General features: G+C 63.3%; 9 protein-coding genes and 1 pseudogene. 8 read left to right on the forward strand and 2 right to left on the reverse strand.

Going from position 1 to position 13,340, the window contains the following annotated elements:
- The first annotated feature begins 13 nt into the window (after positions 1-13).
- The 8 genes and pseudogenes from ACWGQ2_RS01410 to ACWGQ2_RS01445 form a co-directional block, all read left to right on the forward strand.
- Complete coding sequence (locus ACWGQ2_RS01410) at positions 14-538, forward strand: gamma carbonic anhydrase family protein (protein WP_452013572.1); 525 nt, start codon at positions 14-16, stop codon at positions 536-538.
- A 102-nt stretch (positions 539-640) separates the two neighbouring features.
- Positions 641-1,849, forward strand: coding sequence for an ROK family transcriptional regulator (locus tag ACWGQ2_RS01415; protein WP_452013575.1), 1,209 nt, complete (start codon positions 641-643; stop codon positions 1,847-1,849).
- Between the two features lie 240 nt (positions 1,850-2,089).
- Positions 2,090-3,661, forward strand: coding sequence for a multiple monosaccharide ABC transporter ATP-binding protein (mmsA, locus tag ACWGQ2_RS01420; protein ID WP_452013577.1), 1,572 nt, complete (start codon positions 2,090-2,092; stop codon positions 3,659-3,661).
- Positions 3,658-4,950, forward strand: a complete 1,293-nt coding sequence (mmsB, locus tag ACWGQ2_RS01425; RefSeq protein WP_452013579.1) for a multiple monosaccharide ABC transporter permease — start codon at positions 3,658-3,660, stop codon at positions 4,948-4,950. Before mmsA ends, mmsB begins: the two co-directional genes overlap by 4 nt.
- 67 nt (positions 4,951-5,017) lie before the next feature.
- Positions 5,018-6,100: a substrate-binding domain-containing protein gene (locus tag ACWGQ2_RS01430; protein ID WP_452013581.1), complete on the forward strand. Its 1,083-nt coding sequence runs from the start codon at positions 5,018-5,020 to the stop codon at positions 6,098-6,100.
- Between the two features lie 193 nt (positions 6,101-6,293).
- Positions 6,294-7,409 carry a Gfo/Idh/MocA family protein gene (locus ACWGQ2_RS01435; protein ID WP_452013584.1) on the forward strand — a complete coding sequence of 372 codons (1,116 nt, stop codon included), beginning with the start codon at positions 6,294-6,296 and terminating at the stop codon, positions 7,407-7,409.
- A 142-nt stretch (positions 7,410-7,551) separates the two neighbouring features.
- Entirely contained in the window at positions 7,552-9,021 is a 1,470-nt protein-coding gene (locus ACWGQ2_RS01440) for a glutamate--cysteine ligase (protein WP_452013586.1), read from the forward strand.
- Positions 9,022-9,211: 190 nt separating this feature from the next.
- A pseudogene (locus ACWGQ2_RS01445) lies at positions 9,212-9,628 on the forward strand (Hsp20/alpha crystallin family protein); the annotation flags it as partial.
- Positions 9,629-10,160: 532 nt separating this feature from the next.
- Here the strand turns inward: ACWGQ2_RS01445 and ACWGQ2_RS01450 are convergent.
- Together ACWGQ2_RS01450 and purH are read right to left on the reverse strand one after the other, a co-directional pair.
- Positions 10,161-11,381 carry an NADP-dependent isocitrate dehydrogenase gene (locus tag ACWGQ2_RS01450; RefSeq protein WP_082413390.1) on the reverse strand — a complete coding sequence of 407 codons (1,221 nt, stop codon included), beginning with the start codon at positions 11,379-11,381 and terminating at the stop codon, positions 10,161-10,163.
- 175 nt (positions 11,382-11,556) lie between these two features.
- Positions 11,557-13,170 (reverse strand): bifunctional phosphoribosylaminoimidazolecarboxamide formyltransferase/IMP cyclohydrolase, encoded by a 1,614-nt coding sequence (purH, locus tag ACWGQ2_RS01455; RefSeq protein WP_452013589.1) that lies wholly within the window; start codon positions 13,168-13,170, stop codon positions 11,557-11,559.
- Between the last annotated feature and the right edge of the window lie 170 nt (positions 13,171-13,340).

Consider the following 13,340-nt stretch of genomic DNA (forward strand, 5'->3'; position numbering starts at 1 on the left):
TTAGAGTTGTCGCATGGCTCACATCGTTACGCTCCGCGGCAAGACGCCCGTTATTGACCCGTCCGTTTTCCTGGCGCCTACGGCGTCACTGATCGGCGACGTCGAAATGGGGCCGGGGGCCAGCGCCTTCTACGGTGTCTGTGTGCGCGGTGACTCCAACTCGATCCGGGTCGGTGCCGGAACCAACCTGCAGGACAACGTGGTGCTGCACGCAGACCCCGGGTTCCCAACCAGCGTGGGTGAGCGGGTCAGCGTGGGGCACAACGCCGTGGTGCACGGCTGCACGGTGGAGGACGACTGCCTGGTGGGCATGAGCGCGACCATCATGAACGGAGCAGTGATCGGCGCCGGTTCCCTTGTTGCTGCCGGAGCCCTGGTGCTCGAGGGCACCCAGGTTCCACCGCGCTCCCTGGTGGCCGGGGTGCCTGCCAAGGTGCGCCGCACCCTGAGCGATGAGGAGTTCGCCTCCGTGCAGCGCAACGCTGCCCATTACCTCGACATGGCCGCGGAGCACCGCGAAGCCCTCACAGCGAACTAATTTCTCCGCACTCCCCCGGACCTCTGGAAATTCAGCGCGCCCGTGAAATCTCTTTGCATTCATTTCTTGACGACAAGCCATCCGTATAGGACCCTGAACTTTATGTCTGCCGAATCACCCTCAATGTTGAGGGCATTTCCCGCCGCCGGCCGGCGTACAAAACCCGGTTCCCAGACCGCGCTGCGTGCCCGCAACGCACAGCGCATCCAGGAGGCGCTGCTCGCTGCAGGCCCCCAAACCCAGGCCGAGCTCTCACGCTCGACCGGCCTTTCCAGTGCCACGGTCTCAAATATCGTGCGGCAGATGACTGAATCCGGACTGGTCAGAACGGAACCCACCACAAGTTCCGGCCGCCGCGCTCTTTCCGTCCGGCTCAATGACACGGGCGCCGTCGCCGCCGGGATCGATATCGGCCGCCGCCACGTGCGGGTAGTGCTGGCCACTCTGGGCTACAGCATCATCGCTGAAGACTCGATCTCCCTGCCCGCCGGGCACAGTGCCGATGAAGGCATGGACGCCGCCGCGGAACTCTTCGAATCCGTGCTCCGGGAAGCCGATGTGGACCGGGACCGGGTCCTGGGCGCCGGCGTCGGCATTCCTGGTCCGATCGACCGGCGCAGCGGCACCGTGGTGCGGGGCGCGATCCTGCCCGAATGGGTGGGCATCAATATGCGTGAAGACCTGGCTGCCCGGCTCAAAGTCCCCGTTCACATCGACAATGACGCAAACCTTGGCGCGCTGGCGCAGGTTACCTGGGGGCCGCACGGCGGCTGTGAGAACCTCATCTTCGTCAAGGTGGCTACCGGCATCGGCGCCGGGCTGGTGATCAACGGGTCGCTGTTCTACGGCCACGTAGGCATCACCGGGGAGATCGGCCATGCCACCATCTCTGACCAGGGCCTGATCTGCCGTTGCGGCAACCGGGGCTGCCTGGAAACCGTTGCCTCCACCGCCACCATGATCGACCTCCTCAGCCGCGCAGCCGCTGAGCCGGTCAGCACCGCGGACATCATCGCGCAGGCCGCAGCCGGAGATCCGGCGACCCTGCGGGTGGTGGACGACGCCGGCATGGCAGTGGGGCGGGCCATGGCGGGAATTGCCAATGCGCTGAACCCCGAGGTGATCGTCGTGGGCGGTTCGCTGACTGGGCTGGGCGAAGCCTTCCTTGGGCCGATTGAGCGCGGACTCCTGCGGCACGCCGTGCCGCTGATCGGGGAAACCACCACGATCACCATGTCCTCGCTCGGGGACCGCGCCGAAGCGCTCGGCGCTGCGTCCCTGGTCCTGGCGCAGGCCGATGCCCTGCTCTGATCAGCCCGTTTCACCGTAAGCCCTATTTATTTAGAATCTATGTTTTTTCATGCTGTTTCCGCCTTGTGTTCAAGACTTGACGGCAAGTAGGGAATAAGAGTTTACTTCTCTATCGACCCCTTCTTAGGGTCTGCAGCAAGACAAAGAAGTCACAACGGGAGGCACTTATGCGAGCAGCAGTTGCAGCTCGGGCAACTGGAGCGCTCAGCGTCCAGTGCCCCTACGGCGGGGTTTGGGCACATGCCGCATAACCACACCATCCTGGAAATGCGTTCCATCACCAAGGAATTTCCCGGCGTCAAGGCTCTGGCCGACGTCTCAATCTCCGTAAAAGCAGGCGAAATCCACGCCATTTGCGGTGAAAACGGAGCCGGAAAATCCACCCTCATGAAGGTTCTTTCCGGCGTTTACCCCTACGGGACCTACAGCGGCGAAATCGTCTTCCAGGGCGAAGTTGTCCAGTTCAAGGACATCCGTTCCTCCGAAGCCGCCGGAATCGTCATCATCCACCAGGAACTGGCGCTGATCCCCGAACTGTCCATCGCGGAGAATATCTTCCTGGGCAATGAGCCGCGTCGCTTCGGCGTCATCGACTGGGACCGTGCCAACCTCGAAGCCTCAGAGCTGATGGCTCGGGTTGGCCTGGAGGAAGATCCCACCACCCCGATCAAGGATATCGGCGTGGGCAAGCAGCAGCTGGTGGAAATCGCCAAGGCCCTGAGTAAGCGCGTGAAGCTGCTCATCCTCGACGAGCCCACCGCGGCCCTGAACGAAACCGATTCCCAGCACCTGCTGGATCTGATGGCCGGGCTGCGGTCCAAGGGCATCAGCTGCATCATGATCTCCCACAAGCTGAACGAGATCGAGCAGATCGCGGATTCGATCACCATCATCCGTGACGGCCAGTCCATCGAGACCATCGACGTCGCCGTCGAAGGGGCGAATGAAGACCGCATCATCAAGGGCATGGTGGGCCGCTCGCTTGAATCCCGCTTCCCGGACCACACGCCGAACATCGGCGAAGTGTTCTTTGAAGTCCGGGATTGGACCGTCGGCCACCCCACGGTGCCGGACCGCCTGGTCTGCAAGGGCTCAAACTTCCACGTCCGCCGGGGCGAGATTGTCGGTTTTGCGGGTCTTATGGGGGCGGGGCGCACTGAACTGGCCCGGTCCCTCTTCGGCCGCTCCTACGGCAACTTCATCAGCGGCCAGATCATCAAGGACGGACGGGAAGTCACCTTCAAGTCCGTGCCGCAGGCCATCAGCCACGGCCTGGCGTACGTAACAGAGGACCGCAAGACCCTCGGACTGAACCTGCTCGATGACATCAAGGCCACCACCGTGGCCTCAAACCTGAAGAAGATCACCAAAGGCCTGGTCGTCGACAAGGACGAGGAATACCGCTACGCCGAGGAATACCGCAAGAACCTGCGGACCAAGGCTCCCACCGTGGACGAAGGCGTCTCCAAGCTTTCCGGCGGAAACCAGCAGAAGGTTGTCCTGGCGAAGTGGATGTTCACCGACCCGGACCTGCTGATCCTCGACGAACCCACCCGCGGCATCGACGTCGGCGCCAAATACGAGATTTACGGGATCATCCAGCAGCTGGCCAACCAGGGCAAGGGCGTGATCGTGATCTCCTCGGAGCTTCCCGAGCTCCTTGGTCTCTCCGACCGCATCTACACCATCTTCGAAGGCGCAATCACCGGCGAACTTTCCAAGGCTGAAGCCAGCCAGGAAAACCTGATGAGGCTCATGACCTCAGCCGGCAAGCACACCTCCGACCTCGCCACCCAAGGACCCCTCTCATGAAAGCCATGAAACAGCTGCTGAGCGGCAACGGCCGCCAGTTCGGCATGATCTTTGCCCTCGTCGTCCTCATTGGCCTCTTCCAGTGGCTGACCGACGGCAAGACCCTGACGCCCACGAACATGATCAACCTGTTCAACGGCAACTCCTACATCCTGATCCTTGCCGTGGGCATGGTCTTTGTGATCATTGCCGGGCACATTGACCTCTCCGTCGGCTCAGTCGCCGCCGTAACGGGCATCCTTGTGGCGATGGCCATGCGGGACTGGGGCATCCCGTGGTGGGCCGGCATCCTGCTCGGCCTGCTGATCGGTGCCGCCATCGGCGCCTGGCAGGGCCTCTGGGTGGCGTACGTCGGCATCCCGGCGTTCATCGTCACCTTGGCGGGCATGCTGATCTTCCGCGGAGCCAACCAGTGGTTCGGCAAGTCCAACACCGTTCCCGTACCGCAGGAATTCCAGTTCATCGGCGCCGGCTACCTGCCCGAGATTGGTCCGGACACCGGCTACAACAACCTGACTCTCCTGCTGGGCCTGGTTCTCGCCGCTGTGGTGATCGTGGGCGAAATGCGCCGCCGAGCAAAGACCGTCAAGATCGGCTCCGTCAATCCGCCGGCCTGGGTTGCCGTCACCAAGACCGGCCTGCTGGTAGCAGCCATCCTGTACGCCACGTACCTGTTCTCCACCGGCCGCCCCGGCACCTCCTTCCCGGTATCCGGCATCATCCTGGCTGCCCTGGTGGTCCTGTACGTATTCATCTCCACCAAGACCGTGGTTGGCCGCCACGTCTACGCAGTGGGCGGCAACCTGCACGCTGCCGAACTCTCCGGCGTTCGGAGCAAGAAGGTCAACTTCCTGGTCATGATGAACATGTCCATCCTGGCCTCCCTGGCCGGCATGATCTTCGTGGCCCGCTCCACTGCCTCCGGCCCGTTCGACGGCACCGGCTGGGAGCTGGACGCCATCGCGGCCGTCTTCATCGGCGGTGCGGCCGTCTCCGGCGGCGTCGGCACCGTGGTGGGCTCGATCGTCGGCGGCCTGGTCATGGCCGTGCTGAACAACGGCCTGCAGCTGCTCGGCATTGGAGCCGACCTCACCTCGATCATCAAGGGCCTGGTCCTGCTGATCGCCGTGGCACTGGATGTCTGGAACAAGAGCCAGGGCAAGCCCTCCATCATCGGCCTGATGATGAAGAACTTCGGGTCCAAGGACAAGCTCTCCGTCCCGGCTCCCGTAAACCCCAAACCTGAAATGCCCACCGGCACCAAGTCCACCATCGGAACGGACGCCTAAGCCCTACCGGGCCTTTCAATCCGCACCACCCATACCACCCGCACCACCCATCAAGAGAAGGAACACCATGCGTAAGATCGCAAAGTCATTTGCCGTAGTCGCCACGGTGGCAGCACTGTCGCTGTCTGCCTGCGGCCGTGCCGACGAAGCTTCCACCGGCGAGGCTGCCGGCTTTGAAGAGGGATCGGCAATCGGCGTCGCGCTGCCCCAGAAGACCTCGGAAAACTGGGTCCTTGCAGAAGGCCTGTTCAACGACGGCTTGGAAGAAGCCGGCTACGAACCGCAGGTCCAGTTCGCCAACGGCGGCGTCTCCGAGCAGCAGAACCAGATCAGCTCCATGATCACCAACGGTGTGAAGGTCCTGGTTGTCGGTGCTATCGACGGCGCCCAGCTGGGCTCCCAGCTGCAGGAAGCCAAGGATGCCGGCATCACCGTCATCGCCTATGACCGCCTGCTGACCAACACCGAAAACGTTGACTACTACGTCGCGTACGACAACTTCCAGGTCGGCCAGCTCCAGGGCCAGGCCCTGCTGGACGGCATGAAGGCCAACAAGCCCGAAGGCCCGTGGAACATCGAGCTGTTCGCCGGCTCCCCCGATGACGCCAACGCACAGGTCTTCTTCGACGGCGCGATGGACGTCCTGAAGCCGGAAATCGAAGCCGGCAACCTGAACGTTGTTTCCGGCCAGTCCGAATTCAACCAGGCTGTCACCCAGGGCTGGAAGGCCGAGAACGCCCAGAAGCGCATGGACACCCTGCTCTCGGGCTCCTACGGTGCTGAGGAACTGGACGGCGTCCTGTCCCCGAACGACACCCTGGCCCGCGCCATCCTGACCTCCGTTGCCGCTGCCGGTAAGCCGGTTCCGGTTGTCACCGGTCAGGATTCCGAGGTTGAGTCCGTGAAGTCCATCATGGAAGGCGTCCAGTACTCCACCATCAACAAGGACACCCGTGCCCTGGTTAACCACACCATTGACATGGTCAAGGGCCTGGGCGCCGGCGAAGAGCTGGAAATCAATGACAACGAGTCCTACGACAACGGTGTGAAGGTTGTTCCGGCTTACCTGCTGGAACCGCAGATCGTCACCAAGGACAACGCTGCCGAGGCTTACGCCAACGACCCGACGCTGGCTGAACTGGTTAAGTAAGTCCGGTTCTCCTGACGCAGTTCAGCCCGGGCTGCCCTCCATCGCCGGAGGGCAGCCCGGGCTTTTTCGTACACACCGGAACCAAACCGTCCGCCAGTGAGTCTGGGGACTGGGCAGTTCCCTGCACTGCCCATAAGGTAGTTCTAATGCCGAGACACTAGCTGGCCAAGCCACTATTTGAGAGCCGAGGAATATGAGCGCCCCGCAGTTTATCCGCACACCGCCGTGCGTCCTTCAGGGGGCGCCCAGCCCGGTGCAGTCCACCGGCCGCACCCTGAGGTGGGGCGTCGTCGCCACAGGCCGTATTGCCGCCCGCGTGACCGAAGACATCGCCAGGCTTGAAGACGCAGTCCTCCAGGCAGTCAGCTCTCGTTCAGAGGCTACGGCGGTTGAATTCGCCGACCGGTTTGGGTTCGCCTCCAGCTATTACGACGACGATGCCCGGGGCAAGGGGTACCGCCAGCTCTTCGCGGACCCGGAAGTCGACGTCGTCTACATCGCTTCCCCGCATGCCCAGCACTATGAACTTACCCGCGAAGCACTTGAAGCCGGCAAGCACGTGCTCTGCGAAAAATCGATCACCATCAATGCCGCGGAACTGGCAGACCTGATTGAGGTGGCCTCCCGCCGCGGAGTCTTCCTGATGGAAGCCGTGTGGACACGGTTCCTGCCGTGCATCAACCGGCTGTGGGAAATCATCTCCAGCGGCGAGCTCGGCGAAATTCACTGGGTCCAGGCAGACCTCGGTTTCCCGGCCCCCTATGACCCCGCCAGCAGGCTCTGGGACCCTGCGGCCGGCGGCGGAGCCCTGCTGGACCTCACTGTCTATCCCCTGACCCTCGCCGTCGGAGCGCTCGGTTTTCCGCAGCGGATCCAGGCGACCGGCACCCTGAACGCCGACGGCGTGGACACCCAGAATGCACTGAACCTCGGCTATGACTCCGGCGGGCAGGCCCAGCTGACTTCCTCGCTGCTCGCCTCCGGTCCCCGCACGGCAACCATCTGCGGCAGTGAAGGCTGGGTCCGGACCGGCGCTCCCTTGCACAACCCGGTGGAACTGCATATCCAGCAGCACATGGGTCCCTCACGGACCGAGCGTTTCCAGCAGGTCGGCAACGGCTACACCTATGAGCTGCGGGAAGTCACGCGCTGCATCCAGGAAGGCCTGACCGAAAGCCCGACGATGCCCTGGGCCGATTCCCTGCAGACCATGCAGCTCTTTGACGAGGTACGTGCCCAGCTTGGTGTCCGCTACCCCAACGATGAGCGTTCCCTGCCGTCCCTGCAGCCGGCCAGCAAGCTTCCCTAACAGTCCGCGCTGCCCCACCGCCCGTCTGTAAGCACAGCTTCCGGACGGGCGGTTTTCTCTGTCCGGGAGTTGTTGGCACGGACCGAAAATGAGGGCCGCCGGGACGCTATACATCCCCACCCCGGCGTGGTTATCTTCATCCATGGGAACAGAGGTCAACGCCAGGTCGTTCACCCGCGAAGAGCGGACCCGCTACCGACGCCGCCTGCTGGAGAACCTGGACCGGTTCGCCGGTTTTCTGGGGACTGCACAGTTCGCAGACACCGCGAGCATCGGCGTCGAACTTGAATTGAACCTGACCAACGACGACTTCACGCCCGCGCTGCGGAACACCTCCGTGCTGGAGGAAATCGCCGATCCGTCATTCCAGACGGAGATGGGCGCCTTCAACATCGAGATGAACCATCCGGCGATGTCCATCCGCGGGCAGGGCCTGCTGGAGCTGGAAGAAAGCCTGCGAGCCCAGCTCAACCGGGCAGATGAGCTTGCTGCCAAGGCCGAGGCGAACATCCTGATGGTGGGGATCCTCCCCACGCTCACCAATGAAGTGCTCGACGGCGATGCCTGGATCAGCTCCGGCGCACGCTACGCAGCACTGAACACCTCCGTGCTCCAGGCCCGCGGCGAGGACGTTTATCTCTCGCTGAACGGTTCCGAATCCCTGACGCAGTACGCCAAGAACATTGCCCCGGAGGCTGCCTGCACCTCACTGCAGCTGCACCTGGAGGTAAGCCCGGCGGACTTCGCTCCCGCCTGGAACGCTGCCCAGCTGATTGCGGGCCCGCAGGTGGCTCTGGCTGCCAACTCGCCCATCTTCCTGGAGCATGTGCTGTGGCAGGAAACCCGCATTGAGCTGTTCAAGCAGGCCATAGATACCCGTCCCCCGGAGATGCGGAACCAGGGTGTGCGGCCGCGGGTCTGGTTCGGCGAACGCTGGATCACCTCCATCTTTGATCTCTTCGAGGAGAACGTCCGGTATTTCCCGGCCCTGCTGCCCGAGCTTTCCTCCGCCAGCTCCGGTTCCACGGACGCCGGAGCTCCCCTGCTCCCGGAGCTTCGGCTCCACAACGGCACCGTGTACCGGTGGAACCGGCCCATCTATGATCCGGGTACCCATACGCCCAACCTGCGGCTTGAAAACCGTGTGCTGCCCGCCGGGCCCACCGTCCTGGATGTCAGTGCCAATGCCGCGTTCTTCTACGGACTAATCCAGAAGCTGCGGACTGCTGACCGGCCGCTGTGGACCCGTACAGCGTTCAAGACCGCCGCGGACAACTTCCTGGCCTGTTCGCGGCTGGGTCTGGATGCCTCGGTGTATTGGCCAGGGATCGGCGACATTCCGGTGACGGAGCTGGTGGTCCGGCATCTGGTGCCGATGGCGGCGGACGGACTCCGGGAGCTGGGCGTGGATGACGAGCTCATCGAGCGGTACCTGACGGTGATCCGTGAACGCGCCAGGACCGAGCAGAACGGTGCGTCATGGCAGGTTTCGGTTCTTTTGCAGCTGGAGGCTGAGGGCTACGACCGCACCTCTGCACTGGCTGAAATGACCCGCCGTTACTGGCACCATATGCACAGCAACCAACCGGTTCATCTGTGGCCGGTGAATTGATCATCCGGAGTCGGATTTTCACGCGGCCTCTGGCACTCGACATCACCGAGTGCTAGCCTAATTTCATTCTTGAGTGGATATGACTCAACCCGATTCAGTGACCGCTCAAGTAATCGACCCTTCGTTATTCCTGTCAGTGAAGAACACATCCACCCGTCTGAACGGGACGGGTGAAAAGGAGTTGATGAGAATGGCCATGAAATTCGATCCTTTCCGCGAACTGGACCGCATGGCAGGTGCCCTTCTGGATCCCCGGCAGCGGCTGCGGCTGATGCCGATTGATCTGTACCGCGAGGGCGACCACTACATCTTGAACGCAGACCTGCCCGGCATAGATCCGGGATCGGTCGATGTGGATGTTGACGGCCAGCTGCTTACCATTCGGGCTGAACGCACCATCCATGTGCCTGAAGGCGCCACCTGGCTGAACCGTGAGCGTGAGTCCGGCACTTTCCTGCGCCAGCTGAACCTTGGCCAGGGCATCAACATTGAGGGCATCTCCGCCAAGTATGAAAACGGTGTCCTGAGTGTGTTTATCCCGGTCAGCGAGCGGGCGAAGCCACGCAAGATCGAGGTTTCCTCGTCCTACAGCGGCAGCGGTGGTGACGTGGTCAGCGGTGAGTCCACCTCCGAACCACTGATCTCTTCCGTGTCCGGCTCTTCCGGCTCGAGCGGCTCTTCCGGTTCAAGCTCCTCCGGCTCCTCGGGCGGGATGGGTTCTAGCGGTTCGGGTTCCGGCTCCTCGGGCGGGATGGGCTCAGGAGGTTCAGGCTCCGGTGGCATGGGCTCCGGTTCGGGGATGGGCGGCTCCGGCTCGGGCTCATCGGGTTCCAGTGGCTCGGGCTCCGGCGGCATGGACTCAGGCTCCAGCTCAGGCTCTTCCGGCTCCTAGTGCCCAGCAGGCTGTGCCCCTATGAGCCCGCCGGACGGGCCGGGATTAGGCGGCTTTAATACTCCGGAGCGAGCTCTGCGAGCGAGGAGTTTCGTTGCCTCCGTTCCGGCCCGCCCGGGGGCCAGTACGGGACCCGGCAGACCGGCAGGACCAACGAGGCCACACCGGTCCTAACGCACCATAAAACACAGCCAGCCCCAGTCCTTCCGGACCGGGGCTGGCTGTTTGCGGCTGTGAAGCTTGGGTTTTAGCCCAGGCGCACCTTGAGGTTCTCGTCCAGTGCGGCGAGGAACTCTTCGGTGGTCAGGTACGGCTGGTCGGGTCCGACCAGCAGTGCCAGGTCCTTGGTCATCTTGCCGGATTCAACCGTCTTGACGACTACGTCTTCAAGGGTCTGGGCGAAGTTGATGACCTCGGGGGTGTTGTCCAGCTTGCCGCGGTGCATCAGGCCACGGGTCCACGCGAAGATCGAAGCGATCGGGTTGGTGGAGGTGGGCTTGCCCTGCTGGTGCTGGCGGTAGTGACGGGTCACGGTGCCGTGTGCAGCTTCAGCTTCAACGGTCTTGCCGTCCGGGGTCATCAGCACGGAGGTCATCAGGCCCAGCGAGCCGAAGCCCTGGGCAACCGTGTCCGACTGGACGTCGCCGTCGTAGTTCTTGCAGGCCCAGACGTAGCCGCCTTCCCACTTCATCGCGGAGGCAACCATGTCATCGATCAGGCGGTGCTCGTAGGTGAGCCCGGCTGCTTCGAACTGGTCCTTGAACTCGGCGTCGAAGACTTCCTGGAACAGGTCCTTGAACTGGCCGTCGTAGGCCTTCAGGATCGTGTTCTTGGTGGAGAGGTACACCGGGTAGTTGCGCTGCAGGCCGTAGGCGAAGGATGCCCGGGCGAAGTCCTTGATGGACTCGTTGAAGTTGTACATGCCCATGGCCACGCCGCCCTCTTCGGGGTACGTAACAACGGTCTGCTTGATTTCTTCGCCGCCGTCAGCCGGGGTGTAGGTCAGGGTCAGGGTGCCGGCACCCGGAACCTTGAAGTTGGTGGCCTTGTACTGGTCGCCGTGTGCGTGGCGGCCAATGATGATCGGCTTGTTCCATCCCGGAACCAGACGCGGGATGTTGGAGATGATGATCGGTTCGCGGAAGACGACGCCGCCGAGGATGTTGCGGATGGTCCCGTTCGGGGAGACCCACATCTTCTTCAGGCCGAATTCTTCAACGCGGGCTTCATCGGGGGTAATGGTTGCGCACTTGACGCCCACGCCGTGTTCCTTGATGGCGTTGGCTGCGTCGATGGTGACCTGGTCGTCCGTGGCGTCACGGTTCTGGATCGAGAGGTCGTAGTACTTCAGGTCTACGTCCAGGTACGGGTTGATCAGGCGGTCCTTGATGAACTGCCAGATGATCCGCGTCATCTCGTCGCCGTCGAGCTCTACGACAGAGCCCACAACCTTGATTTTGTCAGCCACACGGTCTCCTTGTGGAATGGGGGTCCACGGACATGGCTTTAGACATGCGGGGACCCGGCTTTTTGGGTCTGGTTTCTGAGGTCAACTATGCCACAGCGCGGATGCGCTCCCTAAACTGCGGGCCGCATGCTTTCGTCATGCAGGCGGCCCGCAGCGGGGCATTGCCGGGAATTTTCTAGTGGAAGAAGTGCCGTGCACCGGTGAAGTACATGGGCACGCCGGCCGCGTTCGCAGCAGCAATTACCTCTTCGTCCCGGACGGAACCGCCGGGCTGAACGACGGCGCGGACGCCGGCATTCAGCAGGATCTCGAGTCCGTCTGCGAAGGGGAAGAACGCGTCCGATGCGGCTACGGAGCCGCGGGCACGCTCGTCATCTTCGCCGGCCAGCGTGTTGGCGCGCTCCACGGCGAGCTTGCAGGAATCCACGCGGTTGACCTGTCCCATGCCCACACCCACTGAGGCGCCTTCACGGGCCAGCAGGATCGCGTTCGACTTGGCGGCGCGGACGGCGCGCCAGGCGAAGACCAGATCTGCCAGCGTCTTTTCGTCGGCTGCTTCACCGGTCACCAGGGTCCAGTTGGCCGGATCGTCACCTTCTGCCTCGACGGTGTCCGGCTGCTGCATCAGCACGCCCCCGGAGACCTGGCGGAACTCCACCGGGTTGCGGCCGTAGCCGTCCGGAAGCGTGAGCAGGCGGATGTTCTTCTTGCGGGAGAGGATTTCCACGGCTTCCGGCTCAAAGTCCGGTGCAATGACTACCTCGGTGAAGATGTCCTTGACCGTCTCAGCCATGCCTGCCGTGACCGTGCGGTTCGCTGCGATCACTCCACCGTAGGCGGAAACCGGGTCGCAGGCGTGAGCCTTCAGGTGGGCGTTGGCGATCGGGTCTGCGGCGCCGGGGGAAGCTACGGCCACACCGCAGGGGTTGGCATGCTTGACGACGGCGACGGCCGGCTCTTCGAAGTCGAAGGCAGCACGCAGGGCGGCGTCGGCGTCGACGTAGTTGTTGTAGGACATGGCCTTGCCGTGCAGCTGGTCTGCCTGTGCCACACCGGGCATCGAGTCCTGGTCTGCGTAGAGCGCAGCTGCCTGGTGCGGGTTTTCGCCGTAGCGCAGCACCTCCGAGCGTTCCAGAGCCATGCCGGTGTACGCGGGCCAGGTTGCTCCGGCTTCGGTCCCGTCGCCGAACTCCGCGGCAGTCCACTTCGCCACAGCCGTGTCATACGCAGCAGTGTGGGCGAACGCTTCGGCGGCCAGGCGGCGTCGCTCGTTAAGGTCAAAGCCGCCCGCTGCGGCAGCTGCGGTCACAGCACCATACTTGGCGGGATCCACTACGACGGCGACGGAGGGGTGGTTCTTGGCGGCGGCGCGGACCATGGAGGGGCCGCCAATGTCGATCTGTTCGACGACGTCGTCCTGCGCTGCGCCGGACTTCACGGTCTCGACGAACGGGTAGAGGTTCACCACCACGAGGTCGAAGGCTTCGATTCCGAGCTCTTCGAGCTGGTCCCGGTGATCCTGGCGGCGGCGGTCGGCCAGGATTCCGGCGTGCACACGGGGGTGAAGTGTCTTAACGCGGCCGTCCAGGCATTCGGAGAAGCCCGTAACCTCGGCAACCTCGGTGACTTCGATGCCTGCCGCGGCGATCTGCTTGGCGGTGGAGCCGGTGGAGACAATGCTGACGCCGGCGGCGGAGAGGCCCTGAGCCAGTTCCGTCAGGCCGGTCTTGTCATAGACCGAGATGAGGGCCCGGCGGATGGGTACACGGTCAAGGGGGGTGTTGCTCACGGAAGTCACTCCAACTGGGTATCGGCGAACGATGCACGCGGGCCATCGGCGGGCCCAAGTTGAGTTTATGCCTTGGACCGCCCGGGAGCAGGGCAGCTGGGTAATACTCACTGCCGGGGCCGTCACCCTTTTGACGCAGCCGCGCCCGGGTGCTTAGCGGCGGCGCATCC

It is taken from the genome of Arthrobacter sp. NPDC055585 (assembly GCF_053619115.1).